This is a genomic window from Streptomyces violascens (assembly GCF_014649955.1).
Lineage (GTDB): Bacteria > Actinomycetota > Actinomycetes > Streptomycetales > Streptomycetaceae > Streptomyces > Streptomyces violascens.
Window position 1 is genome coordinate 1 of the sequence record NZ_BMUA01000037.1, and the last position, 25,597, is coordinate 25,597.

24 protein-coding genes are annotated in these 25,597 nt (G+C 70.1%); 12 read left to right on the forward strand and 12 right to left on the reverse strand.

All coding sequences use genetic code 11. From position 1 onward, the window contains the following. Nucleotides 1–84: 84 nt before the first annotated feature. On the forward strand, nucleotides 85–933 hold the full coding sequence (locus IE206_RS37870) for an isoprenyl transferase (RefSeq protein ID WP_053727536.1): 849 nt from the start codon (nucleotides 85–87) through the stop codon (nucleotides 931–933). Further along, a complete protein-coding gene (locus IE206_RS37875) occupies nucleotides 930–1,733 on the forward strand; it encodes a helix-turn-helix transcriptional regulator (protein WP_189970546.1) in 804 nt (267 codons plus the stop codon). Before IE206_RS37870 ends, IE206_RS37875 begins: the two co-directional genes overlap by 4 nt. A gap of 160 nt (nucleotides 1,734–1,893) precedes the next feature. Here IE206_RS37875 and IE206_RS37880 read toward each other — a convergent pair whose 3' ends face one another. From IE206_RS37880 to IE206_RS37895, 4 genes are read right to left on the reverse strand one after another with little or no spacing between them, the layout of a single operon-like run. Next, nucleotides 1,894–2,328, reverse strand: coding sequence for a Fur family transcriptional regulator (locus IE206_RS37880; protein ID WP_189970548.1), 435 nt, complete (start codon nucleotides 2,326–2,328; stop codon nucleotides 1,894–1,896). A 59-nt stretch (nucleotides 2,329–2,387) separates the two neighbouring features. After that, entirely contained in the window at nucleotides 2,388–3,290 is a 903-nt protein-coding gene (locus IE206_RS37885; protein WP_189970643.1) for a metal ABC transporter permease, read from the reverse strand. Nucleotides 3,291–3,295: 5 nt separating this feature from the next. Further along, nucleotides 3,296–4,054 (reverse strand): metal ABC transporter ATP-binding protein, encoded by a 759-nt coding sequence (locus tag IE206_RS37890; RefSeq protein ID WP_189970550.1) that lies wholly within the window; start codon nucleotides 4,052–4,054, stop codon nucleotides 3,296–3,298. 32 nt (nucleotides 4,055–4,086) lie between these two features. Then, nucleotides 4,087–5,076, reverse strand: a complete 990-nt coding sequence (locus tag IE206_RS37895) for a metal ABC transporter substrate-binding protein (RefSeq protein ID WP_189970552.1) — start codon at nucleotides 5,074–5,076, stop codon at nucleotides 4,087–4,089. Nucleotides 5,077–5,254: 178 nt separating this feature from the next. Between IE206_RS37895 and IE206_RS37900 the strand changes: the two genes are divergently transcribed. Continuing rightward, a complete protein-coding gene (locus IE206_RS37900; RefSeq protein ID WP_189970554.1) occupies nucleotides 5,255–6,637 on the forward strand; it encodes a glycine--tRNA ligase in 1,383 nt (460 codons plus the stop codon). Between the two features lie 223 nt (nucleotides 6,638–6,860). On the opposite strand, the gene IE206_RS37905 is transcribed toward IE206_RS37900, so the two are convergent. Beyond that, entirely contained in the window at nucleotides 6,861–7,292 is a 432-nt protein-coding gene (locus IE206_RS37905) for a hypothetical protein (protein WP_226598811.1), read from the reverse strand. Nucleotides 7,293–7,469: 177 nt separating this feature from the next. Between IE206_RS37905 and IE206_RS37910 the strand changes: the two genes are divergently transcribed. The 4 genes from IE206_RS37910 to IE206_RS37925 all read left to right on the forward strand — a co-directional run bounded on the left by IE206_RS37910 (nucleotide 7,470) and on the right by IE206_RS37925 (nucleotide 10,528). Further along, nucleotides 7,470–8,717, forward strand: a complete 1,248-nt coding sequence (locus tag IE206_RS37910; RefSeq protein ID WP_189970556.1) for a sensor histidine kinase — start codon at nucleotides 7,470–7,472, stop codon at nucleotides 8,715–8,717. Further along, the gene (locus IE206_RS37915) at nucleotides 8,705–9,361 is read left to right on the forward strand and encodes a response regulator (RefSeq protein ID WP_226598810.1); all 657 of its coding nucleotides are present in this window, start codon (nucleotides 8,705–8,707) and stop codon (nucleotides 9,359–9,361) included. Before IE206_RS37910 ends, IE206_RS37915 begins: the two co-directional genes overlap by 13 nt. Beyond that, nucleotides 9,358–10,200 carry a DUF4097 family beta strand repeat-containing protein gene (locus tag IE206_RS37920; RefSeq protein WP_189970557.1) on the forward strand — a complete coding sequence of 281 codons (843 nt, stop codon included), beginning with the start codon at nucleotides 9,358–9,360 and terminating at the stop codon, nucleotides 10,198–10,200. The genes IE206_RS37915 and IE206_RS37920 overlap by 4 nt, the downstream gene beginning before the upstream one ends. Before the next feature lie 115 nt (nucleotides 10,201–10,315). Then, nucleotides 10,316–10,528, forward strand: coding sequence for a hypothetical protein (locus IE206_RS37925; RefSeq protein WP_189970559.1), 213 nt, complete (start codon nucleotides 10,316–10,318; stop codon nucleotides 10,526–10,528). Between the two features lie 16 nt (nucleotides 10,529–10,544). Here IE206_RS37925 and IE206_RS37930 read toward each other — a convergent pair whose 3' ends face one another. Next, nucleotides 10,545–11,144 carry a TetR/AcrR family transcriptional regulator gene (locus IE206_RS37930; RefSeq protein ID WP_189970561.1) on the reverse strand — a complete coding sequence of 200 codons (600 nt, stop codon included), beginning with the start codon at nucleotides 11,142–11,144 and terminating at the stop codon, nucleotides 10,545–10,547. A 101-nt stretch (nucleotides 11,145–11,245) separates the two neighbouring features. Then, entirely contained in the window at nucleotides 11,246–12,262 is a 1,017-nt protein-coding gene (locus tag IE206_RS37935) for an aldo/keto reductase (protein ID WP_189970563.1), read from the reverse strand. A gap of 174 nt (nucleotides 12,263–12,436) precedes the next feature. On the opposite strand from IE206_RS37935, the gene IE206_RS37940 reads away from it, so the two are divergent. Beyond that, the gene (locus IE206_RS37940) at nucleotides 12,437–12,625 is read left to right on the forward strand and encodes a DUF6243 family protein (protein WP_189970566.1); all 189 of its coding nucleotides are present in this window, start codon (nucleotides 12,437–12,439) and stop codon (nucleotides 12,623–12,625) included. 95 nt (nucleotides 12,626–12,720) lie between these two features. On the opposite strand, the gene IE206_RS37945 is transcribed toward IE206_RS37940, so the two are convergent. Next, nucleotides 12,721–14,175 (reverse strand): MFS transporter, encoded by a 1,455-nt coding sequence (locus IE206_RS37945; protein WP_226598809.1) that lies wholly within the window; start codon nucleotides 14,173–14,175, stop codon nucleotides 12,721–12,723. 111 nt (nucleotides 14,176–14,286) lie between these two features. On the opposite strand from IE206_RS37945, the gene IE206_RS37950 reads away from it, so the two are divergent. Next, nucleotides 14,287–15,162 carry an MmyB family transcriptional regulator gene (locus IE206_RS37950; RefSeq protein WP_189970570.1) on the forward strand — a complete coding sequence of 292 codons (876 nt, stop codon included), beginning with the start codon at nucleotides 14,287–14,289 and terminating at the stop codon, nucleotides 15,160–15,162. Here the strand turns inward: IE206_RS37950 and IE206_RS37955 are convergent. After that, nucleotides 15,135–16,595 carry an MFS transporter gene (locus tag IE206_RS37955; RefSeq protein ID WP_189970572.1) on the reverse strand — a complete coding sequence of 487 codons (1,461 nt, stop codon included), beginning with the start codon at nucleotides 16,593–16,595 and terminating at the stop codon, nucleotides 15,135–15,137. The genes IE206_RS37950 and IE206_RS37955 overlap by 28 nt on opposite strands. Before the next feature lie 48 nt (nucleotides 16,596–16,643). Between IE206_RS37955 and dusB the strand changes: the two genes are divergently transcribed. From dusB to IE206_RS37970, 3 genes are all read left to right on the forward strand, one after another. Beyond that, a complete protein-coding gene (gene dusB, locus IE206_RS37960; RefSeq protein WP_189970574.1) occupies nucleotides 16,644–17,789 on the forward strand; it encodes a tRNA dihydrouridine synthase DusB in 1,146 nt (381 codons plus the stop codon). Nucleotides 17,790–18,209: 420 nt separating this feature from the next. Then, nucleotides 18,210–20,945 carry a pyruvate, phosphate dikinase gene (gene ppdK, locus IE206_RS37965; protein ID WP_189970576.1) on the forward strand — a complete coding sequence of 912 codons (2,736 nt, stop codon included), beginning with the start codon at nucleotides 18,210–18,212 and terminating at the stop codon, nucleotides 20,943–20,945. A gap of 555 nt (nucleotides 20,946–21,500) precedes the next feature. Next, on the forward strand, nucleotides 21,501–22,532 hold the full coding sequence (locus tag IE206_RS37970; protein ID WP_189970578.1) for an ArsR/SmtB family transcription factor: 1,032 nt from the start codon (nucleotides 21,501–21,503) through the stop codon (nucleotides 22,530–22,532). On the opposite strand, the gene IE206_RS37975 is transcribed toward IE206_RS37970, so the two are convergent. Genes IE206_RS37975 through IE206_RS37985 form a run of 3 tightly spaced genes read right to left on the reverse strand, consistent with a single transcriptional unit; the run spans nucleotide 22,490 to nucleotide 25,535 of the window. Further along, on the reverse strand, nucleotides 22,490–23,368 hold the full coding sequence (locus IE206_RS37975) for a carbohydrate ABC transporter permease (RefSeq protein ID WP_189970580.1): 879 nt from the start codon (nucleotides 23,366–23,368) through the stop codon (nucleotides 22,490–22,492). The genes IE206_RS37970 and IE206_RS37975 overlap by 43 nt on opposite strands. Continuing rightward, the gene (locus IE206_RS37980; protein WP_189970582.1) at nucleotides 23,368–24,276 is read right to left on the reverse strand and encodes a carbohydrate ABC transporter permease; all 909 of its coding nucleotides are present in this window, start codon (nucleotides 24,274–24,276) and stop codon (nucleotides 23,368–23,370) included. The genes IE206_RS37975 and IE206_RS37980 overlap by 1 nt, the downstream gene beginning before the upstream one ends. Before the next feature lie 5 nt (nucleotides 24,277–24,281). Next, nucleotides 24,282–25,535, reverse strand: a complete 1,254-nt coding sequence (locus IE206_RS37985) for an ABC transporter substrate-binding protein (RefSeq protein WP_189970584.1) — start codon at nucleotides 25,533–25,535, stop codon at nucleotides 24,282–24,284. Nucleotides 25,536–25,597: the final 62 nt, after the last annotated feature.

Genomic DNA, 25,597 nt, shown 5'->3' on the forward strand with positions numbered 1-25,597 from the left:
ACTGGCACTTGGAGCGCGGCCTGCGCTCCTTGCGGTACGTAGAGAAGAACTGAGCATCCAGAGCATCTAGGGAGAGAGCTCCACATGGCAGTACGCGGAATCCTGGGCGGGCGGTCGCGGCGCGATTACAAGACCCCCGAGCCGCACCCCTCGGGCGCGGTGCCGCCGAAGATCCCGGCCGAGCTGGTGCCCAACCACGTCGCCTGCGTCATGGACGGCAACGGCCGCTGGGCCAAGGAGCGTGGCCTGCCCCGCACCGAGGGCCACAAGGTCGGCGAGGGCGTCGTCCTGGACGTACTCAAGGGCTGCCTGGAGATGGGTGTCAAGAACCTCTCCCTGTACGCCTTCTCGACCGAGAACTGGAAGCGCTCGCCCGAAGAGGTCCGCTTCCTGATGAACTTCAACCGCGACGTCATCCGGCGCCGCCGCGACGAGATGAACGAGCTCGGCATCCGCATCCGCTGGGTCGGCCGCATGCCCAAGATGTGGAAGTCCGTCGTCCAGGAGCTCCAGGTCGCCCAGGAGCAGACCGTCGACAACGACGCCATGACGCTGTACTTCTGCGTCAACTACGGCGGCCGGGCCGAGGTCGCCGACGCCGCGCAGGCCATCGCACGCGACGTCGCCGCCGGCAAGCTCGACCCGTCGAAGGTCAACGAGAAGACCTTCGCCAAGTACCTGTACTACCCCGACATGCCGGACGTCGACCTGTTCCTGCGCCCCAGCGGCGAGCAGCGCACCTCCAACTACCTGATCTGGCAGTCCAGTTACGCCGAGATGGTCTTCCAGGACGTGCTCTGGCCCGACTTCGACCGGCGCGACCTGTGGCGGGCCTGCCTGGAATTCGCCTCCCGCGACCGCCGCTTCGGCGGAGCCATCCCCAACGAGGCGCTGGCCGCGCTCGACAAGAGCGGCGACCTGCCCCGGCAGTGAACCGTACGGAACGGCTGTACGCCCTGGTCGAGGAGCTCCGCGCGATCGCGCCCCGGCCGCGCACGGTGGGCTGGCTCGCGGCGCGCTTCGAGGTCTCGCCCCGCACCGTGCAGCGCGACCTCCAGGCGCTGATGGCGTCGGGAACGCCGGTGCGCTGCGAGGCGGGGCGGCGCGGGGGCTGGTTCGTCGACCCCGCGATGACGCTGCCGCCGGTCAACCTCACCAGCGAGGAGGCCCTCGCGGTGGCCGCGGCGCTGGCCGGGGCGGAGTCCTCGACGCCGTTCTCCTCGGGCGCGCCGGGCGCCATGCGCAAGCTGGCGGCGGCGCTGTCCGCGGATGCGGCGTCCTCGGTACGTGATCTGGCCTCGCGCATCCATCTGCTGCCGGGGAGGACCTCTGCGGGGGTGCTGCGGATCGTCGAACTCGGCGTTCTGGAGCGGAAGTCGCTGCGGATTCGCTACGCGGATGCGGCGGGACGCGAGTCGTCCCGGCTCGTCGAGCCGGGTGGGCTGCTGTGTGCGGAGGGGGGCTGGTACCTGGTGGGCTGGTGCCGGCTTCGGGAGGCCGGGCGGGGGTTTCGGCTCGACCGGATCCGGGCGGCCGAGCTGACGGACGAGGGGTGTGTGCCCCGGCCGTTGTCCCTGCTGGACGGGGTGCTGGCGGGGCGGGTGGGAAGCCCGGTGTCGCTGAGCTCCCTGGCGGGCGAGGGTTTCCCCACCCCGCCCCTTCCCGCTGCAACACCCTGCGGCTCCGCCGCGCGGCCTCCGGGGGTGAAGAACCCTGGGGCTCCGCCCTGCTAGGGGCGCGGGGAACTGCGCGACCGGCCACGCACGGTCCGCGGCCGAAAACGGGTTTCAGGGGCGCGGGGAACTGCGCTGACCGGTACCCGTGGCTCGGAACGGCCGACGCCCCCGGGGCTCGGGGCGGAGCCCCGAGGGGGGGCGAAGGGGAGGTCCCCTGTCAGTTCCCCGGGTTGGCGCACGGCGCGCAGGTGCCGAAGATTTCTACGGTGTGGGCCACGTTCACATACCCGTGCGCCGCCGCGATCGACTCCGCCCACTTCTCGACCGCCGGCCCCTCCACCTCCACCGCCTTCCCGCACACCCGGCACACCAGGTGATGGTGGTGGTCGCCCGAGGAGCAGCGCCGGTACACCGACTCCCCGTCGCTGGTGCGCAGCACATCCACCTCGCCCGCGTCCGCGAGGGACTGCAGCGTGCGGTAGACGGTGGTCAGGCCCACCGAGTCACCCCGGTGCTTGAGCATGTCGTGCAGTTCCTGCGCGCTGCGGAACTCGTCCACCTCGTCCAGCGCCGCCGCCACCGCGGCACGCTGCCGGGTCGACCGGCCTCGTACGGGGGCGGTATTCGACCCGCCGAGTGGCGCTGTCGTCACAGGTGCCTCCAAGCCTTGACCCGTACAAACTCTCCTTGGGCCATTGTGCCAGCTCCCGCTCAGGCCGTGACCTCGCCGGCCTGAGGCTTTGCCGCGGCGGGCACGTCCAGCCCGCACTCGCCCTCGGCCGGCGCGGCCGCCCTGGCCCGGGCCCGCCGCTTGGCCAGTGGCGTCGCAAGACCCGTCAGGATGATGAAGATTGCGATCGTGAAGAGCACGATGACCGCTCCTGGCGGTACGTCCTCGTAGTACGTCACCACCGTTCCGCTCAGCGTCACCGTCACCCCGATCGCCACCGCGATCGCGAAGGTCAGGGCGAAGCTGCGGGAGAGCTGCTGCGCGGCCGCCACCGGCACCACCATCAGGGCCGAGACGAGGAGGAGGCCGACCACGCGCATGGCCACCGTCACCGTTACCGCTGCCGTCACCGCTGTCAGGAGGTTCAGGGCGCGCACCGGCAGACCCGTCACACGTGCGAACTCCTCGTCCTGGCTGACCGCGAAGAGCTGGCGGCGCAGGCCCACTGTCACGGCCAGGACGAACGCCGCCAGGAGGCCGATCGCCCAGACGTCGGACTGCGAGACCGTCGACAGGGAGCCGAAGAGGTAGGAGTTCAGGTTGGCCGTCGAGCCGCCCGGCGCGAGGTTGATGAAGAGCACGCCGCCCGCCATGCCGCCGTAGAACAGCATCGCAAGGGCGATGTCGCCGCGCGTCTTGCCGTACCAGCGGATCAGCTCCATCGTGACCGCGCCGAGGACGGAGACCAGGGTCGCCATCCACACCGGGGAGGTGGAGAGGAGGAAGCCGAGGCCCACGCCGGTCATCGCCACATGGCCGATGCCGTCGCCCATCAGCGCCTGGCGGCGCTGGACCAGGTAGATCCCGACGGCGGGCGCGGTGATCCCGACGAGTACCGCGGCGATCAACGCCCGTTGCATGAACGGGGAGTTCAGGAGTTCCATCATGGTCAGCTCAGCAGTCCCGTGCGTACCGGCTCGGCGGCCGTGTGCGGATGTACGTGGTCGTGGCCGGGCAGCGCGTGCTGGCCGACGGCCCTCGGCGGCGGGCCGTCGTGCACGACGCACCCGTCGCGCAGCACCACCGCCCGGTCGATCAGCGGCTCGAGGGGCCCGAGTTCGTGCAGGACGAGGAGGACCGAGGCGCCCGCGGAGACCTGTTCGCGCAGGGTCGCCGCCAGGATCTCCTGGCTCTCGATGTCGACGCCCGCCATCGGCTCGTCCATGATCAGGAGTTCCGGGTCGGCCGCCAGGGCCCGGGCTATGAGCACGCGCTGGTGCTGGCCGCCGGAGAGCGCGTCCACGGAGTCCTTCGCCCGGTCGGCGAGGCCCACCGCCTCGATCGCCCGGTCGACGGCCTCGCGGTCGGCCCTGCGCAGGATCCCGAAGCGGGTGCGCGACAGGCGGCCCGAGGAGACGACCTCGCGGATCGTGGCGGGCACCCCGCCCGCGGCGGTCGTGCGCTGCGGTACGTAGCCGACCCGCCCCCAGTCGCGAAAGCGCCGGCGCGGGGTGCCGAAGATCTCGACCGAGCCGCCGCTGAGCGGCACCTGCCCGATGATCGTCCGGATCGCGGTGGACTTGCCCGAGCCGTTCGCGCCGAGCAGCGCGACGACCTCGCCGCGGTGCACGGCCAGGTCGACGCCGCGCAGCACGGGGCGCGAGCCGAGCTCGGCCGTCACCTTGGTGAGCGATATGACGGGCTCCATGGCAGGTGCCTCCAAAGCGGATGGACGGATGGTCACTTGGTGCCGAGCGCCGTCGTCAGGGCGGTCAGGTTGGACCGCATCACCGAGAAGTAGTCGGTGCCCTTCGACTTGTCGGTGATGCCCTCGAGGGGGTCGAGTACATCAGTCTTGAGCGAGGCGTCCGACGCCAGGGTCTTGGCGGTCTTGTCGCTGACCAGCGTCTCGTAGAAGACGGTCGTGACTCCGTCGGCCTTCGCCATCTTCTGGAGGTCCTTGATCCGGGCCGGGCTCGGCTCGGAGTCGGGGTCGAGGCCGTTGATGGCCTCCTCGGTCAGCCCGTAGCGCTCGGCGAGGTAGCCGAAGGCGGCGTGGGTGGTGATGAAGACCTTCGCCCGGGTGTTCTTGAGGGCGGCCGCGTACTCCTTGTCGAGGCCGCCGAGCTTCGTCACCAGGGTGTCGGTGTTCTTCGTGTAGTCCGCCGCGTGGGCCGGGTCGGCCTTGGCCAGGGCCGCGCCGACGCCCTTGGCGACCTCGGCGTACTTCACCGGGTCCAGCCAGATGTGCGGGTCGTCGCCGCTCTCGGAGTGGCTGTGGCCGTGGTCGGCGTGGTCGTCCTCGCCGGCCGCGGGGTCGTGCGCGGCGGCGTGCCCGCCCACCTCGTTGCCGTGCTTCTCCATCGAGGTGAGCGTCGAGGCGTCGACCTTGGTCTTGAGGTCGGCCTGCTTGACGGCCGCGTCCACGGCGGGCTGCAGGCCCTTGAGGTAGACGACCGCGTCGGCGTCGTTGAGCTTCGCGGTCTGCTTGGCGCTGATCTCCAGGTCGTGCGGCTCCACGCCCGGCTTCGTCAGGCTGGTGACGGAGACGTGGTCGCCGCCTATCTGCTCGGTCAGGAACTGCAGCGGGTAGAACGACGCCACCACGTCGAGCCGGCCGCCCTTCCGGTCCGCCGCGGCCGAGCCCGATCCACAGGCGGTGAGGGCCGTGAGACCGAGGAGGGCGGCGCAGGACAGGGCGGCCGTGGGTATGAGGCGTCGTACGTTCATGACATCCATTTTCAACAAAAATGGAAACGGTTGTCAATAATCGGGTCCGACGGCTCTTGGCGAGGGGTCGTGCACGGGCCCCGCGCGGCAACCGATTTGATAGAGGGGGTGCGGCCGCCGCTAATCTGGGGCATTCGCTGTTCCCCCGTTCGTCGTCGTCGTTAATGAAGAGAGCACCGTGGCCGCCGACAAGATCGACACCATCGTCAACCTGAGCAAGCGCCGTGGCTTCGTCTACCCGTGCAGCGAGATCTACGGTGGTCAGCGTGCCGCCTGGGACTACGGGCCGCTGGGTGTCGAGCTGAAGGAGAACCTGAAGCGCCAGTGGTGGCGCTACATGGTCACCTCGCGCGAGGACGTCGTCGGCATCGACTCGTCGGTGATCCTGGCCTCCGAGGTCTGGGAGGCCTCCGGTCACGTCGCGACCTTCACCGACCCGCTCACCGAGTGCACCTCCTGCCACAAGCGCTTCCGCGCGGACCACCTGGAAGAGGCGTACGAGGAGAAGCACGGCAAGGCCCCCGAGAACGGCCTCGCCGACCTCAACTGCCCCAACTGCGGCAACAAGGGCACCTTCACCGAGCCCAAGAGCTTCTCGGGCCTGCTCTCCACCCACCTCGGCCCGACCCAGGACACCGGCTCGGTCGCCTACCTGCGCCCCGAGACCGCCCAGGGCATCTTCACCAACTTCGGCCAGGTGCAGCAGACTTCCCGCAAGAAGCCGCCGTTCGGCATCGCGCAGATGGGCAAGTCCTTCCGCAACGAGATCACGCCGGGCAACTTCATCTTCCGCACCCGCGAGTTCGAGCAGATGGAGATGGAGTTCTTCGTCAAGCCCGGCGAGGACGAGCAGTGGCAGGAATACTGGATGGAGCAGCGCTGGAACTGGTACACGGGCCTTGGCCTGCGTGAAGAGAACATGCGCTGGTACGAGCACCCCGCCGAGAAGCTCTCGCACTACTCCAAGCGCACCGCGGACATCGAGTACCGCTTCAGCTTCGGCGGCAGCGAGTGGGGCGAGCTCGAAGGTGTGGCCAACCGCACCGACTACGACCTCTCCGCGCACTCCAAGGCCTCCGGCCACGACCTCTCCTACTTCGACCAGGAGGCCGGCGAGCGCTGGACGCCGTACGTCATCGAGCCCGCGGCCGGTGTCGGCCGCGCGATGCTGGCGTTCCTGCTCGACGCCTACAGCGAGGACGAGGCGCCCAACGCCAAGGGCGTCATGGAGAAGCGCGCCGTGATGCGCCTCGACCCGCGCCTGGCTCCGGTCAAGGTCGCCGTCCTGCCGCTGTCCCGCAACCCGCAGCTCTCGCCCAAGGCGAAGGGCCTCGCGGCGGACCTGCGGCAGAACTGGAACATCGAGTTCGACGACGCGGGCGCCATCGGCCGCCGTTACCGCCGCCAGGACGAGATCGGTACGCCGTTCTGTGTGACCGTCGACTTCGACACGCTCGACGACAACGCGGTCACCGTTCGCGAGCGGGACACCATGGCCCAGGAGCGGGTCTCCCTGGACCAGATCCAGCAGTACCTCGGCAGCAGGCTGCTGGGCTGCTGAGCGGGGATCACCTCCGGGGGCTCTGCCCCCAGAGGCCCCGTCTTTCGGCTGCGGGCCGTCCGTGGCTGGTCGCTCCCCCAAGTTCTCGGCTTCGCTCGAACAGGGGGGACCCCCATCGCGGCGGAGCCGCACAATGACACAGCCCCGCACCCCTATAGGGCACGGAGAAGCCCCGGGTTCCTTTGGCAGGAGCCCGGGGCTTCACCCTTGCCCAGTGCGGGAGTCATGGCTTGCGCAGTGCCACCACCCCGCACGCCACCGCCATCGGCAGCTCCGCTGCCAGCGCCAGGGTCAGGGCCGTGGGCAGGTCACTCGCGGCCGCTGTCGTCACGTCGAACCACGCGTCCATCACGAGCAGCGCCGCCGTCGCCGCGGCGAGCTGTGAGGCTCGGGGATCCTCGCGCTTCATCAGGACTCCCGTGCCGGTCAGGCCCGCCGCGAGCAGGGCGTCCAGGCCGATCCACGCCGTCGACCAGTTGGAGACCTCCGTGGTCTGCGGCAGCGTCTTGGCGAGCACCACCATCCACGGCACCAGCGCCATCCCGGCCCCGGTCAGGACGGTTGCCAGACGCGGCCGGCGGCGCAGGGCTCCCGAAGTGCCCACGACGGTACGGGGCTTACGGCTCGTACGGATCTGAGGGGCGACGAGAGTCATGGCGGCGGGCTCCTTCCGGCCCGGCGGTCCCTCCGCCCGAGCACAGCAACAACACTCGCGCTCCGGGCGGCTCCGGTCAGTAGCGTGACTGTCCGAACCGGGGGTGGTGCTGGCTATACCCCCGACCGGGCAGCAGCGTGATGGCAGGCCCGTGACCAGCCCAACTACGCTGTGTCCATGGCAACTCCCGGCCCGCTGCGGCGCGCATACGACTGGACCGCCGCGCACGCGCCGTGGTCGGCGTGGGCCTGGCGCAACACCGCCCTCGTCGTGGCGGCCGTACCGGTCGCGGTGCCCGCGGTGCTCGCTCTCGCGTACACGTTCTCCAACCCCGGGCACATCCTCAAGACGCTCGGCTTCGTGCTGCTGCTGAACCCGCTGCTCACCCGGCTCCAGCGCAGCCGCTTCTGGTCACTGACCGGCCTCGACATCCCGAAGATCCCATGGGCCCGCCCCTGGTACCGCTGGGGCGGGCTGATCCCGCGGTTGCGCGCCGAATCGACCTGGCGGCAGTACGGCTACCACCTGGTCGTCTCACCGCTCGCCGCGGTCGGCGGCGCCCTGGTCGTGCTCGGCTGGGCCACGGGGGCCGCCTGCGCCTTCGTCTACTCCTGGGTGTGGGCGCTGCCCCTGAGCGTCCGGCCCACCGGCTGGACCGGGGACTACGTCGCCTTCACCATCCTCGGCGTGCTGCTCCTCATCGCCATGCCCTGGTGCGCCGCCCTCGTCGCCGCACTGGACGGCCGCGCGGCAGCCGTCCTGCTCGGCCCCAACCGCGCCAAGGAACTGGAACGCCGCGTCGAGGACCTCGCGGAGAGCCGCGCGGACATCCTCGACGCCGCCGACCTGGAGCGCCGCCGCATCGAACGCGACCTGCACGACGGCGCCCAGCAGCGCCTCGTCTCCCTCGCCATGAACCTCGGCATCGCCCGCGCCACCCTCACCGACCTGCCGCCCGAAGCCCGGGCCGTCATCGACGAGGCACACCGCGAGGCGAAGGAAGCCATCGAAGAACTCAGCAACCTCGTACGGGGCCTGCACCCGGCCGTCCTGGAGGACCGCGGCCTGGACGCCGCGATCTCCGGCATCGCCGCCCGCGCCCCCTTCCCCGTCGAACTCACCGTGGACCTCGCCGAACGCCCCTCGCCCACGGTCGAGGCCGTCGCCTACTTCGTCGTCTCCGAAACCCTCGCCAACGTCGCCAAGCATGCCCGGGCGACCCGCTGCTCCGTCCAGGTCCGCCGCCGCGCCCAGCTCCTGACGATCACCGTCGGCGACAACGGCGTGGGCGGCGCCGACCCGGCGGGCGGCACCGGCCTTCTCGGCCTGCGCAAGCGCGTAGGGTCGGTCGACGGAACCATCAGGATCAACAGCCCCCACGGGGGCCCGACCGTCATCACTGTGGAGCTGCCGTGCGGGCTGTGATCGCCGAGGATTCGGTGCTGTTGCGGATAGGACTCGTCAAGGTCCTGGAAATGGCCGGATTCGAGGTCGCCGCCGAGACCGGGGACGCCGAGGGCCTGCTGCGGGCCGTCGAGGAACACCGGCCGAACCTGGCGCTCGTCGACGTCCGGATGCCGCCCGGCTTCACCGACGAGGGCGTGCGCGCCGCCCTGATGATCCGTCAGCAGTGGCCGGACACCGCCGTGCTGCTGCTCTCGCAGTACGTCGAGGAGCGGTACGCGGCCGACCTGCTCGCCACCCAGACCGGCGGCATCGGCTACCTCCTCAAGCAGCGGGTCGCCGACGTCGAGGAGTTCGTCGACGCCCTCAGGCGCGTCGCGTCCGGCGGCACCGCGCTCGACCCGCAGGTCGTCGCCCAGCTGCTGCTCCGGCGCGGCGGCGGGCCCGACCCGCTGGAACGGCTCACCCCGCGCGAACGCGAGGTCCTCGCGCTCATGGCGGAAGGCCGCTCCAACGCGGGCATCGCCGCCGAACTCGTCGTCAGCGAGAGCGCGGTGGCCAAACACATCAACAACATCTTCGCCAAGCTCGACCTGCCCATAGCCGACGGCGACCACCGCCGGGTCCTCGCGGTCCTGCGGTTCCTGGACGGCGGACCGGCGTGAGCGCCACCGAGCAGCGCGAGGCGCCGAAGACGGCGAGGGCCCCGCAGCAGCGCCCCCGCCACCGCGCCGCGTGGATCGTCGTCGCGGTCATCGGCGCCCTGGGCATCGTCGCCCCCTTCACCATCTCGCTCATGGCCGACACCGTCAGCCGGACCGACCCGTACGAGAGCCCCGACAACGGCCGGCCCCACGCCGTCTCGGCCGTCGAAGTGGACGCCGGGGCCGCAGAGATCACCGTCACGACCGGCGCCGCCGGGCAGGTGACGATGGACGGGAAGCTCACCTGGGCGATGAAACGGCCGAAGATCGAGCGGACCTGGGACGGCGACACCCTCAAGGTGCACGCCCGCTGCGACGGCTTCGTGGACGAGTTCCTCCAGAACTGCCAGGTCAAGCTCGACCTGGCCGTGCCCGCAGGCGTCCGCCTCAAGGTGAAGACCGGCTCCGGCCCGGTCAAGGTCCGCGATCTGACCGGCCCCGTCGACCTCGATGGCGGCTCCGGCAGCCTGAAGCTGTACGGGCTCAAGGGCACGGTCCGGGCAAAGGTCGGTTCCGGAACGGTCCAGGCGTCCCAACTCTCTTCGCCCGAGGCCGACTTGAAGTCCGGCTCCGGAAGCGTGGACGCCCAGTTCGCCGCCGCGCCGCAGCGGGTCAAGGCCTCCACCGGATCGGGCAGCGTCTCGGTCACCGTGCCGGAGGGTGCGCACTACCAGGTCATGGGAGGGAAGGGATCGGGCAGCCGCGACATCCAGCCGGAGCTGGCCGACAAGAACTCCGACCGGGTCCTCGACGTCTCCAGCGGCTCCGGCTCGGTCACGGTCGGCTACCCGGGCTCCTGACCTGTCTGGGGGGCTCGGGTCGCCCTCAATTCACCGTGGGCATCCTGCTGTTGATGTTGTCCGTGGGGCACACTGGCCCCGCCCACACCGCGAAGCGAAGGCCAGGGAGCCACGGATGCCCGCCACGACGACCAGCACGGTCAGCAGATGGGACCAGCACGGCAGACGCCACGTCGTACGGGTCGAACGGGCCGGTGTGCAGCGCTCGCTGACCTGCGAGACCTGCGGCTGGCGCAAGGGCGCCCAGTTCCTGCCCTGGCTCAAGGCCGAGGAACACCTGACCGCGGCCCACCAGGCAACGGTCGACCCGGCATCCCCGACGGGCTGAGCCGCTCGCTCAGCGCTCAGCGCTTCCTCAGCCCCTGCAGCAGCAGATCCACCACGGCCCCGAAGTCGTCCACGATGGACCGTCGCGACCACTCCGCCGCGTACACCGGGTCGTGGAAGCGGCCCGTCGCGTCGAACACCGCCCGCGCAGAGACGGCCGGCGACTCGTAGGGGACCGTGAACTCGCCCCGCTCCAGGCCGAATTGGATGATCGTGGTCAGCTGGCCCACCAGCTCCGCGATGTGCTCCTCGACGACGCTGCTGTTCTCCCGGAGCAGCACTTCGTACGTCTGGAACAGCTCCGGATCGTCGCCTGCCTTGTGCATCTTGGCCTGGAACAGCTCGCTCAGCCAGAGCCTCAGCACGACGCCCGACTCCAGGTCCTGGCGGGCCGCGATGCCCCGCAACAGGTCCGTCGAACGGTTCAGCCACCGCTCGGTGACCGCCTCGCGCAACGCGGCCTTCGTACGGAAGTGGCGGTACACACTGCCGTGGCTCACCCCGAGCTGGCGCGCGACGTCGACGACCGTCGCCTTCGCCGGGCCGTGCCGGCGCAGCACCTCCTCGGTCGCGACGAGGATGCGCTCGGCGGTCAGTGGTTCCGTACTCATGGCCATGACGTTACCTGCCGCTCGGAAGGGCCCGGCGGGCCTGTGGACAACCCCGGTCACGGAATTGTCCACAGACCACGGGCCCGGGCGCGGGGCCGCGCCCGGGCTCAGTGCTCACTGTCCAGGTGGGCCATCTGCGCCTGCGGGTAGCGGTCGCCCGCGGCCGCGCCGACCGGGATCGCGGCCTCGATCGCGGCGAGGTCGGCCGCGGTCAGGTCCACATCCAGCGCGCCGAGCGCCTCGGTCAGCCGGTCCCGGCGGCGTGCGCCGACCAGCGGCACGATGTCCACGTCGTGCCGGGGGCCCTGTGCGAGGACCCAGGCGATGGCGGTCTGCGCGACCGAGACGCCCTTCTGCTCGGCGATCTTCCGCAGCGCCTCGACGAGGTCCAGGTTGTGCTGGAGGTTCTCGCCCTGGAAGCGGGGGCTCATGCCGCGGAAGTCGCCCGCGGAGAGCTGCCGGTCGCGTGAGAAGTGCCCGCTGATCAGGCCGCGCGAGAGCACCCCGTACGCGGTGACGCCGATGCCCAGCTCGCTCGCGGCCGGCAGGATCTCCTCCTCGATGCCGCGCGAGATCAGCGAGTACTCGATCTGGAGGTCGGAGATCGGGGCCACGGCCGCGGCCCTGCGCAGGGTGGCCGCGCCGACCTCGGAAAGCCCGATGTGCCGTACGTGTCCGGCCTGGACCAGCTCGGCGATGGCACCGACGGTCTCCTCGATCGGCACGTTCTCGTCGACCCGGGCGATCCGGTAGATGTCGATGTGGTCGACTCCGAGGCGCTGCAGCGAGTAGGCGGCGAAGGTCTTGACCGCGGCAGGCCGCCCGTCGTACCCGAACCAGGCGCCGTCCGGGTCGCGGAGCGCGCCGAACTTCACGCTGGTCAGGGCCTGCTCGCGGGCCGCGGCGGGGGCGGAACGCAGCGCCTCGCCGATCAGCATCTCGTTGTGGCCCATGGCGTAGAAGTCGCCGGTGTCCAGAAGCGTGACGCCGGCGTCGAGCGCGGCATGGATGGTGGCGATCGACTCCTCCCGGTCGGCTTCTCCGTACAGCGCCGACATGCCCATGCAGCCGAGGCCGAGCGCGGAGGTCCGGGGGCCGGTGGTGCCGAGGGTGCGGGTTCGCATGAGGGGGCTCCTTGGTGGTGGGGTGTGCGTCCACCATGACATGACAGCTGACAGATTTCAATATCTGTCAGCTGTCATGTGTCAGTCGTGATCCTGCTCCGTGATCCGCTGAGCGGGACCCCCACGCCGAAAACTGGTACGGACCACCCCCAGGACCCGAGTACCGTCGCTCTCATGGCTAAGAGTCGTAACAACCTGCTCGGTGTCGGTGGACAGCGAAAGAAGGTGTCCCGCAACGGAGACCAGGGCTCCGTCCAAGGGAGCGCGGCCGACCGGAAGGCGGCCGTGGACAAGAAGGAGGAGCTGCTGCGCAAGATGCGTGAGCGCGCCAACCCCGCGACTGTGGAGTCGAGCGAGAGCTGACCCGAGGAGTCCGGGGCGTCCGGAACATCCCTACGCCGAAGGGCCCGGAACGTGTGACACGTTCCGGGCCCTTCGCCGTCGCGGCTCCCACCCGCTCACCGCATGGCGCGCGGCAGCCGCAGGCTCAGCAGCGTCGTCAGGACGATCAGGCCGAGCTGGACGAGGAGGGTGACGACGAGCGCGTCCCGCATGCCGAGCGAAGGCGCGAGCGCGAGGAAGAGGCTGCCCAGGACCGCGACGCCGAGGGCGATCGAGGACTGCTGCGTTGTGACCACCACGCCGCTGCCCACCCCGGCTCGGTCGGCCGGTATGTCGGAGAGCATCAGGCGGATGAGGACCGGGAGTTGCAGGCCCTGGCCGAGTCCGGCGACGGCCACGCCCGGGGCGAGTTCGACGACACTGAGGCCCGACCAGCCGTTGCGTACGGTCAGGACGAGCACGGCGATGCCCACCGCCTGGATCACTCCGCCCGCGGTCACCACCCGGGTGCCGAAGCGGCCGATGAGCCGGGGTCCGGCGAGCGAGGCGGCGAAGAAGGCGAGCGCCATCGGGACGAGGGCGAGACCGGCCGCGACCGGGCCCATCCGCAGTCCCTGCTGGAGTACCACCGCGACCACGAACATGAAGCCGCTGAAGCCGATCGAGAACGGCACCACCATGGCCAGACCGCGCCGCAGCGAATTGATCTCCAGCAGGCTCGGCGGCACCAGGGGCGTCCGGCCGAGCCGGTCCGCGCGCCGCTCCACCAGGAAGAACGCGACGGCGGCGAAGGGGAAGACGCCGAGCGAGACCCAGGTCCACAGCGGCCAGGCGGCGGCCCGGCCCTCGGTCAGGGGGAGCAGCAGCGAGATCAGAGACAGCGCCAGGAGGAGCGTGCCCGCCACGTCGATCGTGGTCGGCCGGTCCGAGCGGGTCTCCGGCATCGTGCGGGCCGTGAGGAGCAGGCCGAGCAGGACGACCGGCACGTTCACCAGGAACACCGAGCGCCAGCCGGACCCGGCGACGTCGGCCGCGACCAGGACGCCGCCGAGGATCTGCCCGGCCACCATGGACAGGCCGGCGGTCGCTCCGTACAGGCTCATCGCCTTGGCGCGGCGCGGGCCCTGGGTGGTGGCTTGGATGGTGGCCAGGACCTGCGGCATCATCAGCGCGGCCGCGGCACCCTGTGCCACTCGCGCGCCGACCAGCGTCCAGGCGGTCGGCGCGAGGCCGCAGGCGAGCGAGGTGAGGCCGAAGGCGGCCATGCCGGTCAGGAAGAGCCGGCGCCGGCCGGCCATGTCGCCGAGGCGGCCGCCGAGCACGAGCAGGACGGCGTAGGCGACGCCGTATCCGGCGACGACGAGTTCCAGCAGGGCCGGGCCCGCTGCGAGTTCGCTGTCCATGGACGGCAGGGCGACGTTGACGATGAAGAAGTCGATCATGGGCAGGGCCGCGCCGAGCAGTACCGTGAACAGCCCGAGCGGCCCGATGACCGCCCCGTGCCGGGTGACCGGGACAGTAAGGGAGGAGGGGGAAGGGTTGGAGGTCGTCCGTACCGTTGTTTCACTCACGGGGAAGACGATCCTCTTCCGCTGAGCCTGGTACCAGAGTCTCCTTATCCTGGTACAAGGACTACCTGGCAACCGGCTGACAAGCATCGCCGGGTGCGGCACCCTGAGGCTATGAGCACTGTGGCCCCGGCGAGCGATGTCCGCCGTCACGAGCTGGCCGAATTCCTGCGCAGCCGCCGCGAGCGCCTCACCCCCGAGCAGGTGGGGCTGCCGCCCGGCCGGCGCCGGCGCACCCCGGGGCTGCGCCGCGAGGAGGTCGCCCAGCTCTCCGCTGTCGGCGTCACCTGGTACACCTGGCTGGAGCAGGCCCGCGACATCCAGGTCTCCCCGCAGGTCCTGGACGCCCTCGCGCGGGCCCTGCTGCTCGACCCCAGCGAGCGCAGCCACCTGTTCTCGCTGGCCGGCGCCCTCGACCCGGCGCCGAACGCGGCGTGCCCGAACGTGACCCCCGCGCTGCAGGCGATGCTCGACCAGCTGGGTCCGATCCCGGCCTGCATCCAGAACAGCCGGTACGACATCCTCGCCTACAACAGCACCTACGGCCGGCTGCTCTGCGACCTCGACGCGCTGGCGCCCGAGGACCGCAACTGCCTGTGGCTGGCCTTCACCGACCCCGACTGGCGGGCCTCGGTGGTAGATGTCGCCGAGGTGAACCGGGTGATGGCCGCCAAGTTCCGCGCCTCGATGGCCGAGCACCTCACCGAGCCGGCCTGGAAGGCGCTGCTCGCCCGCCTCCAGGGCGCATCGGAGGAGTTCCGCGAGGTGTGGGCCCGGCACGAGGTGGTCAACCAGGGCGGCAAGACCAAGTACCTGCGCAACGCCCATGTCGGCCTGCTGTCCGTCGAGCACACCAATCTGTGGCTCGGGCCCTCGGCGGGCCCGCGCGTGGTGATGTACGTGCCGACGGACGACGAGACCCGTCAGCGTCTGGAGCGCCTCCAGGAGCTGGCGCACGCCGGTCAGGCGTTGGCGTCCGCCGGGGTCTGAACGGCCGGCGCCTCCAGGCGTTCCGCGGTCCGCCGCGCCGATTCGCGCGCCCGTCGCCCGCTGGTCGCGAGCCCCACGCACAGCACGCTCAGACCGCAGCCCGTGATGATCCACCAGGCGGGCCGGGCGGCCCCGGGGAAGTGCTCGGCGTACGCACCGGATGCGACGCCCGCCATGCCGCCCGCCAGCACCGCGCCGATCACGGCGACCCCCAGGGTCTGGCCGATCTGGCGGCTGGTGGAGGCGACCGCGGCGGCCACGCCCGCCTGGGAGCGGGGCATGCCGGAGACCGCGGTGTTGGTGATGGGCGCGTTCACCATGCCGAAGCCGAGCCCGAACAGGACGTACCCGGTGAACAGCAGGGCCGTGGTCCGCTCGGCGTCGAACACCGCGAACAGCAGCCCGCTCGCGGCCATCGCGACCCCGGCGACCAGCAGGGACAGCCTCGGCCCCCGGCTGCCGACGAGGCGTCCCGACAGGGGCGCGCAGACGAAGGTGAGCGCCGCCATGGGCAGCATGTAGAGCCCGGCGTCCAGCGCGCTCAGACCGCGGGCGTTCTGCAGATACAGGGTGTTGAGGAAGAGGAACCCGCTGAGCGCGGCGAAGGCCGAGACCGCGATGACGGTGGCGCCGCTGAACGGGGCGCTGCGGAAGAACCGCAGGTCGATGAGGGGTTCGGCGCGCCGGGGTTCGTACACCAACAGGGCCGCGAGCGCGGCGACGGCGATCGCGACGAAGGCCAGGATCTGCGGCGAGTCCCATCCGGCGCTGGGCACCTCGATGATCGCGTACGTCAGTGAGCCGAGCAGCGCGACGACCAGGAACTGGCCGACCGGGTCCGGGCGGCGGGGCCTCGGGGCGCGCGACTCGGGGATGTAGCGCCAGGTCAGGAAGAGGGCGAGCAGGCCGACCGGCAGGTTGAGCCAGAAGATCGAGCGCCAGCCGACCGACTCGACGAGCACACCGCCGATGATCGGGCCCGCGGCCATCGATATGCCGACGACTCCGCCCCAGACGCCGATGGCGCGGGCGCGTTCGCGCGGGTCGGTGAAGGTGTTCGTGATGATCGACATCGCGACCGGGTTGAGCATCGAGCCGCCGACCGCCTGCACCATCCGGAAGGCCACCAGGGATTCCAGGTTGGGGGCCAGCGAGCAGAGCGCCGAGCCGATGGTGAACACGACCAGGCCCGCCTTGAAGACCTTGCGGCGGCCGATGCGGTCGGCGGTCGAGCCCGCCAGCATCAGCAGCGAGGCGAGGACCAGGGTGTACGCGTCGATCGTCCACTGCAGGCCGGAGACACCGGCGTGGAAGTCCTTCTGCAGGGAGGGCAGGGCGACATTGAGGACGGTGTTGTCGAGGCTGACGATCAGCAGGCTCATGCAGCAGATCGCCAGGATGAGCATCCGTCGGCGGTGGTTCGGCTCGGACATGGCTTCGATAGTACGCCTAACTAATGACTCCTCGGGAGGGGGGCGGGAATGGGGGACAATGAACGGATGACCACGCTCTCCATCGGCCCGCACACCGTGCAGCCGCCCGTGGTGCTCGCACCCATGGCCGGCATCACCAACGCTCCGTTCCGCACCCTGTGCCGCGAGTTCAGCGGAGGCAAGGGCCTGTTCGTCAGCGAAATGATCACGACGCGGGCGCTGGTCGAGCGCAACGAGAAGACCATGCAGCTCATCCACTTCGACGAGACCGAGACCCCGCGCTCGATCCAGCTCTACGGAGTGGACCCGGTCACCGTCGGCAAGGCCGTCCGCATGATCGTGGACGAGAACCTCGCCGACCACATCGACCTCAACTTCGGCTGCCCGGTCCCCAAGGTGACCCGCAAGGGCGGCGGCTCGGCCCTGCCCTACAAGCGGCCGCTGCTGCGCGCGATCCTGCACGAGGCGGTCACGGGCGCCGGGGACCTGCCGGTCACCATGAAGATGCGCAAGGGCATCGACGACGACCACATCACCTTCCTCGACGCCGGCCGGATCGCCGTCGAGGAAGGCGTCACCGCGATCGCGCTGCACGGCCGCACCGCCGCCCAGCACTACGGCGGCACCGCCGACTGGGACGCCATCGCCCGCCTCAAGGAGCACGTCCCCGAGATCCCGGTGCTCGGCAACGGCGACATCTGGTCCGCCGAGGACGCCCTGCGCATGGTCAAGGAGACCGGCTGCGACGGCGTCGTGGTCGGCCGGGGGTGCCTGGGGCGGCCCTGGCTCTTCGGCGACCTGGTGGCCGCGTTCGAGGGCACGGATTCCTTCGCGCGCCCCACGCTGCGCACGGTCTGCGAGGTGATGCTGCGGCACGCGACGCTGCTCGGCGAGTGGATCGGCGACGAGACGCGCGGTGTGATCGACTTCCGCAAGCACGTCGCCTGGTACCTCAAGGGATTCGCGGTCGGTTCGGAGATGCGCAAGAGCCTGGCCGTCACCTCGTCCCTGGCCGAACTGGGCGCTCAGTTGAGCGAGCTGGACCTGGACCAGTCGTGGCCGGTCGGCGCCGACGGCCCGCGTGGCAGAACGTCCGGAAACAACCGGGTCGTCCTGCCGGACGGCTGGCTGAAGGACCCGTACGACTGCTCCGGCATCAGTATGGAAGCCGAGCTGGACACCTCCGGCGGCTGATCCGGGCCGGGCCGGATCGGTGCGGAAGGGTCTCGGAAGCGGTCCGAAGGCTGGAATTCCGCTCGATCGAGCGCGTGATTCTCGCCACCCCTGATAGGGGTTGCGCTCAGATGAGCGCTTTTCGCGTGGCTGCATCTCTGAAAGGGGTGGCACTCAGTGCCACCCCTTCGGCGTTCAAGTAGTGGACTCACTTGGCGCTAGACCCGCTCACTTGAGCGGTATTCGAGCATTTCTTGGCCACTTTCGTTCAAGTAATGAAGACACTCCTCTGTCGGTCGTTACGCGCCAGTCACTTTCGATCTGGTGGCGGACGAGTGGTTACGCCCCCGTGACGCGCAAGTAGACGTACCCAGACACCTTCGATCTGGGTATGTTCCTCGCCGTCAGGGCAGCCACCGCGGATTCGAGGAGTCGAGACCCGTGTCGGAAGACAAAGACCTCCAGCACACCCAGAAGTTCGTCTACGACTTCACCGAGGGGAACAGGGACCTCAAGGACCTCCTCGGAGGCAAGGGCGCGAACCTCGCCGAGATGACCAATCTCGGTCTCCCGGTCCCTCCCGGGTTCACCATCACCACCGAGGCGTGCAAGGTCTACCTCGAGAGCGGTGACGAGCCCGCCGAGCTGCGCGACGAGGTCAGCGCGCACCTCGACGCCCTCCAGCAGACGATGGGCAAGAAGCTCGGCCAGGCCGACGACCCGCTGCTCGTCTCCGTCCGCTCGGGCGCCAAGTTCTCCATGCCCGGCATGATGGACACCGTCCTCAACATCGGGCTCTCCGACGCGTCGGTGGCCGGCCTCGCCCAGCAGTCCGGCGACGAGCGCTTCGCCTGGGACTCCTACCGCCGCCTGATCCAGATGTTCGGCAAGACCGTGCTCGACGTGGACGGCGAGCTCTTCGAGGAGGCCCTCGACGACGCCAAGGCCGCCAAGAAGGTCACCGTCGACACCGACCTCGACGCCGGCGACCTGAAGAAGCTGGTCAAGCAGTTCAAGAAGATCGTCAAGGCCGAGGCCGGGCGCGACTTCCCGCAGGACCCGCGCGAGCAGATGGACCTCGCGATCCGCTCGGTCTTCGAGTCCTGGAACACCGACCGCGCCAAGCTCTACCGCCGCCAGGAGCGCATCCCCGGCGACCTGGGCACCGCGGTCAACATCTGCTCCATGGTCTTCGGCAACCTCGGCCCCGACTCGGGCACCGGCGTCGCCTTCACCCGCGACCCGGCCTCCGGCCACCAGGGCGTGTACGGCGACTACCTGCAGAACGCCCAGGGCGAGGACGTCGTCGCGGGCATCCGCAACACCGTGCCGCTCGCCGAGCTGGAGTCGATCGACAAGGCGTCGTACGACCAGCTCATGCAGATCATGGAGACCCTGGAGACCCACTACAAGGATCTCTGCGACATCGAGTTCACCATCGAGCGCGGCCAGCTCTGGATGCTCCAGACCCGGGTCGGCAAGCGCACCGCCGGTGCCGCCTTCCGCATCGCCACGCAGCTCGTGGACCAGGGCCTCATCGACGAGGCCGAGGCGCTCCAGCGCGTCAACGGCGCCCAGCTCGCCCAGCTGATGTTCCCCCGCTTCGACGAGGACGCGAAGGTCGAGCAGCTCGGCCGCGGCATCGCCGCGTCCCCGGGCGCGGCCGTCGGCAAGGCCGTCTTCGACTCGTACACCGCGATCAAGTGGTCCCGCTCCGGCGAGAAGGTCATCCTCATCCGCCGCGAGACCAACCCCGACGACCTCGACGGCATGATCGCCGCCGAGGGCATCCTGACCTCGCGCGGCGGCAAGACCTCGCACGCCGCCGTCGTCGCGCGCGGCATGGGCAAGACCTGTGTCTGCGGCGCCGAGGACCTCGAAGTCGACACCAAGCGGCGCCGGATGACCGCGCCCGGCGGCGTCGTCATCGAGGAGGGCGACCTCGTCTCCATCGACGGCTCCACCGGCAAGGTCTACCTCGGCGAGGTCCCCGTCGTGCCGTCCCCGGTCGTCGAGTACTTCGAGGGCCGCATGCACGCCGGCGCCGACGACGCCGACGAGCTCGTCCAAGCCGTGCACCGGATCATGGCGTACGCGGACCGGGTACGCCGGCTGCGCGTACGGGCCAACGCCGACAACGCCGAGGACGCCCTGCGGGCCCGCCGCTTCGGCGCCCAGGGCATCGGCCTGTGCCGCACCGAGCACATGTTCCTCGGCGAGCGGCGCGAGATGGTCGAGCGGCTCATCCTCGCCGACACCGACGACGAGCGCGAGACGGCACTCAGTGCCCTGCTGCCGCTCCAGAAGAAGGACTTCGTCGAGCTGTTCGAGGCGATGGACGGACTCCCCGTCACCGTCCGCCTCCTCGACCCGCCGCTGCACGAGTTCCTGCCCGACATCACCGAGCTGTCGGTCCGCGTCGCGCTCGCCGAGTCCCGCAAGGACGCCAACGAGAACGACCTGCGCCTGCTCCAGGCCGTCCACAAGCTGCACGAGCAGAACCCCATGCTGGGTCTGCGCGGCGTACGCCTGGGCCTGGTCATCCCCGGTCTGTTCGCCATGCAGGTCAGGGCGATCGCCGAGGCGGCCGCCGAGCGCAAGAACGCCAAGGGCGACCCCCGCGCCGAGATCATGATCCCGCTGGTCGGCACCGTCCAGGAGCTGGAGATCGTCCGCGAGGAGGCCGACGCCGTCATCGCCGAGGTCGAGGCCGCCACCGGCACCGACCTCAAGCTGACCATCGGCACCATGATCGAGCTGCCCCGCGCCGCCCTGACGGCCGGCCAGATCGCCGAAGCCGCCCAGTTCTTCAGCTTCGGCACCAACGACCTCACGCAGACGGTCTGGGGATTCTCCCGCGACGACGTCGAGGCCAGCTTCTTCACCGCGTACCTGGAGAAGGGCATCTTCGGGGTCTCCCCGTTCGAGACCATCGACAAGGACGGCGTCGGCTCGCTCGTGCGCTCCGCCGTCGAGGCCGGCCGGGCCACCCGCCCCGACCTGAAGCTCGGCGTCTGCGGCGAGCACGGCGGCGACCCCGAGTCGGTGCACTTCTTCCACGAGGTGGGCCTGGACTACGTGTCCTGCTCGCCGTTCCGCATCCCCGTGGCGCGCCTCGAAGCGGGCCGCGCGGCCGCTGTGTCTCCCGCGGGGGACAAGGGCAGCGACTCGCGATAAGCCCCGGAGCCGCCGCCGGGTCCCCGACCCTCAACACCGATCCGGCGGCGGCTCCGGACCACCAAGAAGGGGCAGCAACCCTGTGCGGGGGTGGCTGCCCCTTTTGCGTTGGCTCTTGCCGCCCGCCCCGGCAAGTGTTCGCCGGGCGCGTTCGCGGTACACGTCCCAGGTGTGCGAGCGCTTAATTCCTGTTGAATGGCGGACATTTAACGGGGCGGTGGCCGGAAATGCAGAGTGCGGTTCACGGATCCCCACCCGTGAACCGCACTCTGTCAACCGCGCCGAGCACGGAGCCGCCACCTACGCCCACCGCCGCCAGAACCTGTGAAGCCCCCCACGGTCTTCGCAGAATCTTTCCGGTTGGCCCGGTGTCGTGCCCGACGAGGTACAGCTTTTCGTCCCCGGTGCCCCTTGCGCGAGGCCTTTCAACTGTGGCTGAAAGGCCCGTGGTCACGGGCAGTGACGGGAGGCATACTCAGTCGAGTCGGTCGGGGGATCAATTGCGGATGCAACACAAGGCAACAGGTTGCAACACAGTGGACAGGTGGGGTTTCGGTGCTGCGCATTCATTTCACCGGCGAGGATCTGGCCCGGCTCCGTATGGCGCCGGGTCCCGACACGCTGTGGGAAACGATTCTCAGCTTTCACCGCTTAAGGGACCGGCGGGGCGCCTCCGTATTCGGTGAATGGCGACAGGAAACTCGAGGCCGGTTGAGCGGAGAAACGCGATTGCTCTCCGCAATCGTTCCATGCCGGGGATATTTCCCCGACTTTCTCACACCGCCCAGGGGGCCGCATTCCCTGGAGACCGGACTGGAACGCATTCGCGAGACCGGACCCGAGCGGCTGCACGCCGAACTCTCCCGGCTCCCCTCCGGCCGCCCGACCACCGGCTGGGCGGCCTCGCTCGCGGACGGCTGCACCACCCAACTCGGCCGCCTCGCCGACGCGTTGACCGCCTACCACCGGGCGGCCGTCTCCCCGTACTGGGCGCACATACAGACCCGCGTCGACGCCGACCGCGCCGCCCGCGGCCGGGCCCTGCTCGACGGCGGCGCGGGCGAACTCCTCGCCTCGCTGCCGCCGATGCTGCGCTGGCGCGCACCCGTCCTGGAGGCCGACTACCCGGTCGACCGCGAACTCCACCTGGACGGGCGGGGGCTGCTCCTGCAGCCCTCCTTCTTCTGCCGCCGCACCCCGGTCGCCCTCCAGGACCCGAAGCTGCCGCCCGTGCTGGTCTACCCGGTCACGCACACCCAGGCGCCGTACGAGTCCCCGCCGGGCCCCGACCACGGCACCTCGCTCGGCCGGCTCGTCGGCCACACCCGCTCCAGCGTGCTCCAGTCCATCGGCAACGGCTGCACCACCAGCGAACTCGCCCGCAGGGCAGGCGTTTCGCTCGCCTCCGCCAGCCAGCACGCCGGCGTCCTGCGCGACGCCGGGCTCCTGGTCACGCTGCGGCACGGCAACTCCGTATTGCATACGCTGACCCCGCTCGGCTCCGCACTGCTGTGCGGCGGGACCCCGCGCGTGCCGCGGCCGCGTCAGTCGTCGATCCCCGAGCGCTCCACGCCGGCCACGATGTAGCGCTGGAGCAGCAGGAAGACCAGGACCAGCGGGACGATCGAGACGGCCGCCGCGACGAACAGCTCGTGCAGGTTGACCACCTGGGCGGTGGTGAAGGTGGAGAGCGCCACCTGCACCGTCCAGGCGTCCCGGTCCTGGCCGATGACCAGCGGCCACAGAAAGGAATTCCAGGCGCCGATGAACACAATGGTGCCGACGGCCGCGAAGACCGGGCGCGCATTGGGCACGACGATCCTCCAGTACGTCCGCCAATATCCAAGTCCGTCGACGCGGGCCGCATCCTCCAACTCACGTGGAAATCCCGTGAAGAACTGGCGAAAGATGAAGCACGCGAAGCCGGAGAACAGAGTGGGGATGATCAGGCCGCGCAAGCTCGACACCCACCCGAGGGACGAAACAAGAACGAAACTTGGTACGAACGTGACCGCCGCCGGAACCATCAGCGTGCCGATCACCGCGTAGAAGACCTGGTTGGCGAAGCGGTACGGGATCCGCGCGAGGCCGTACCCCGCGAGCGAGGCGAACAGGAGCGTGCCCACCGTCGTGGCGACCGCGATCAGCGCCGAGTTCAGCAGCGAGCGCGCCATCGGGACGGCCGGGTCGTCGAAGAGTTCGCGCACATTCGACCAGTGCAGGGTCGAGGGGAAGAACGTCCAGCCGGGCGAGGTGATGTCCGGCTCGGCGGCCAGGCCGTTGCGGACAAGAAGGTAGAAGGGGACCAGGAACAGCAGGGCCAGCGCGGCCAGGATCACCCAGCGCAGGGCGCGGCCGACCCGTACGAGCGCCTCGTCGGGGCGGGGCCTGTGCCGTGCGGTGGTTCTGTGCGGCGCCGTCATCAGTCGGCCTCCTTCCTGCCCAGGCCGAACCAGCGCGCCTGGAACACCGTCACCACCGCGATGATCAGCGCGAGGATCACAGCACCCGCGCTGCCCATCCCCAGGTTCTGCCCCTGGCCGAGCGCCGTGTAGTAGAGGTAGACCAGCGGCGGGCGGGCGTAGGGCGGGTAGCCGCGGGCGTCGGAGAGAAGGTTGTAGAACTCGTCGAACGCCTGGAACGCGTTGATCACCAGGAGCAGCACCACCGCGATCGAGGTGGTGCGCAACTGGGGAAACGTGATGTGCCGGAAGACCTGCCAGCCGGGCCGGGCGCCGTCGACCGCGGCCGCCTCGTACAGACGCGGGCTGATCCGCTGGAGCCCGGCCAGGAACAGGATCATGTAGAACCCGGCCTGCAGCCACAGCCGTACGGTCACGATCACCAGCCAGTACCAGGGCGGATGCGTCGTCGACAGCCAGGCCGTCTGATCGGCGCCGAACCAGCCGAGCACGGTGTTGGCGAGCCCGAACCGCACCCCGTTGAAGATCGACATCTTCCAGATCAGCGCGGCGACCACGTACGAGCAGGCCGCCGGCAGAAAGAACACCGAGCGGAAGAACGCCTGGAAGCGGCGGATCCGGTTCACCATCAGCGCTAGGCCGAGCGCGAGCGCGTACGTCGCCGGCACGATGAACAGCGAGAACACCGCGAACGTCCCCAGGCTGGACGTGAACGCGCCGTCGCGCAGCATCGCCGTGTAGTTGTCGAACCCCACGAAGTCGGTCGGCGAGACCGTGTTGTGGGCGTCGAAGAAGCTGAGGTAGACACTCCACAGCAGCGGGACGTACGTGAAGAGGGCGAGCCCGGCGGCGAACGGGCCGACGAAGATCCAGAACCAGAGGGTGTTGTCCGAAACACGCCGTCGCATGGCCGTCAGCTCTTCTTCACCCGCTGAAGTTCGTCCTTGGTCTTCCGGATGACGGATTTCAGCTCACTGTCAGGGCTCGCCCCGTCCTTGACGATCCGGTTCAGCGCGTCCTGGTACGCCGTCTGGAGCGTCGGCGTCCACAGCAGGGGCTGGGCGTAGCCGTGGTCCGTCGCGTACGTCACCGCGTCGGCCGCCGCGCCCTGCCGCAGCTTGGCCGCCTTCTTGGCCAGCGAGAGCCGGGCCGGAATGTGGAAGCCGTACGACAGCGCGAAGTCCTCCTGGAAATCGGTGCGTTCCACCCACAGCCACTTCACATACGCCTTCGCCTCCACCTGGTGCTTCGAGCGCGTGGACACGGCGGCGGCATACGCCCCGACCGGCACCGAGGGCTTGCCGTTCGGGCCGTCCTTGGGGAAGGGCAGCACCCCGAAGTCGTCCCCGAGCGCCTTCTGCACGGCGGGCAGCGCCCACAGCCCCGACCACTGCATCGCGGTCAGCCCCTGGAGGAACGCGGAGGGGTCCGACCAGTCGCTCGGCGCGCCGAGCAGCAGCGACTTGTCGGCGTACAGCTGATGCAGCTTGCCGAGGGTGCGGGCGGCGGCCGGATCGTCGAAGCCCACTCTGCCGTCGGCGGTGACCAGACTCAGCCCGGCCGCGTACAGCGGCGTACCGCCGAGGACACCCGCACCGCCGTCGTTGCCGAGGAAGAGCCCCTTGACCTTGTTCCGCGTCAACGCCTTGGCCGCGTCCACGAGTTCGTCCAGGGTGGCGGGCGGCTGGACGCCCGCATCCTTGAGGAGGCTCTTGCGGTAGTAGAGGAACTGCGTGTCGACGACCTGCGGGACGCCCCAGATCTTCCCGTCGTACGTCTTCGGCGCGAGCACCGCCGGATTGAAGTCGTCCTTCACCCCGTCGAACAGGGCGGTGAGATCGGCGACCTGCCCGCCCTGGATCTGGTCCAGGGTCGGCCCGTTCACCTCGAAGACGTCCGGACCCGACGACGTGAGCAGCGCGGCGGCCGTCTGCTGGTCGTAGTTGCCGGGCCGCCACTGCACGGAGACCTTCGCCTTGTCGTACGCGGCCGCATAGCGGCGCACGGCGGCCTCGGTCCCGGCCTCCCCGTACTGGTGGTACCAGTGGTCGAGCGTGACCTTCCCGCCCGGTGAACTTCCCTTGTCTCGGCCGGTGTTGGAGCCGCATGCGGTGAGCAGTCCGAGTGCGGCCCCGGTGCCGAGCAGTGTCCGGCGGCTGATCGTCATGGCGTACGCCCCCTGTTCGTCATCCCGCTGTACGCCTCAACGATCAACCATGCAGGGGGATT

What these genes read in the sequence shown, in the direction of transcription:
- IE206_RS37935 (WP_189970563.1), bottom strand. Translation starts at nt 12,262, where the DNA reads ATGCGAACCCGCACCCTCGGCACCACCGGCCCCCGGACCTCCGCGCTC.
- dusB (WP_189970574.1), top strand. Translation starts at nt 16,644, where the DNA reads ATGGGGGACAATGAACGGATGACCACGCTCTCCATCGGCCCGCACACC.
- IE206_RS37950 (WP_189970570.1), top strand. Translation starts at nt 14,287, where the DNA reads ATGAGCACTGTGGCCCCGGCGAGCGATGTCCGCCGTCACGAGCTGGCC.
- IE206_RS37980 (WP_189970582.1), bottom strand. Translation starts at nt 24,276, where the DNA reads ATGCGACGGCGTGTTTCGGACAACACCCTCTGGTTCTGGATCTTCGTC.
- IE206_RS37975 (WP_189970580.1), bottom strand. Translation starts at nt 23,368, where the DNA reads ATGACGGCGCCGCACAGAACCACCGCACGGCACAGGCCCCGCCCCGAC.
- IE206_RS37870 (WP_053727536.1), top strand. Translation starts at nt 85, where the DNA reads ATGGCAGTACGCGGAATCCTGGGCGGGCGGTCGCGGCGCGATTACAAG.
- IE206_RS37925 (WP_189970559.1), top strand. Translation starts at nt 10,316, where the DNA reads ATGCCCGCCACGACGACCAGCACGGTCAGCAGATGGGACCAGCACGGC.
- IE206_RS37930 (WP_189970561.1), bottom strand. Translation starts at nt 11,144, where the DNA reads ATGGCCATGAGTACGGAACCACTGACCGCCGAGCGCATCCTCGTCGCG.
- IE206_RS37890 (WP_189970550.1), bottom strand. Translation starts at nt 4,054, where the DNA reads ATGGAGCCCGTCATATCGCTCACCAAGGTGACGGCCGAGCTCGGCTCG.
- IE206_RS37905 (WP_226598811.1), bottom strand. Translation starts at nt 7,292, where the DNA reads ATGACTCTCGTCGCCCCTCAGATCCGTACGAGCCGTAAGCCCCGTACC.
- IE206_RS37885 (WP_189970643.1), bottom strand. Translation starts at nt 3,290, where the DNA reads ATGGAACTCCTGAACTCCCCGTTCATGCAACGGGCGTTGATCGCCGCG.
- IE206_RS37985 (WP_189970584.1), bottom strand. Translation starts at nt 25,535, where the DNA reads ATGACGATCAGCCGCCGGACACTGCTCGGCACCGGGGCCGCACTCGGA.
- IE206_RS37955 (WP_189970572.1), bottom strand. Translation starts at nt 16,595, where the DNA reads ATGTCCGAGCCGAACCACCGCCGACGGATGCTCATCCTGGCGATCTGC.
- IE206_RS37940 (WP_189970566.1), top strand. Translation starts at nt 12,437, where the DNA reads ATGGCTAAGAGTCGTAACAACCTGCTCGGTGTCGGTGGACAGCGAAAG.
- IE206_RS37895 (WP_189970552.1), bottom strand. Translation starts at nt 5,076, where the DNA reads ATGAACGTACGACGCCTCATACCCACGGCCGCCCTGTCCTGCGCCGCC.
- IE206_RS37910 (WP_189970556.1), top strand. Translation starts at nt 7,470, where the DNA reads ATGGCAACTCCCGGCCCGCTGCGGCGCGCATACGACTGGACCGCCGCG.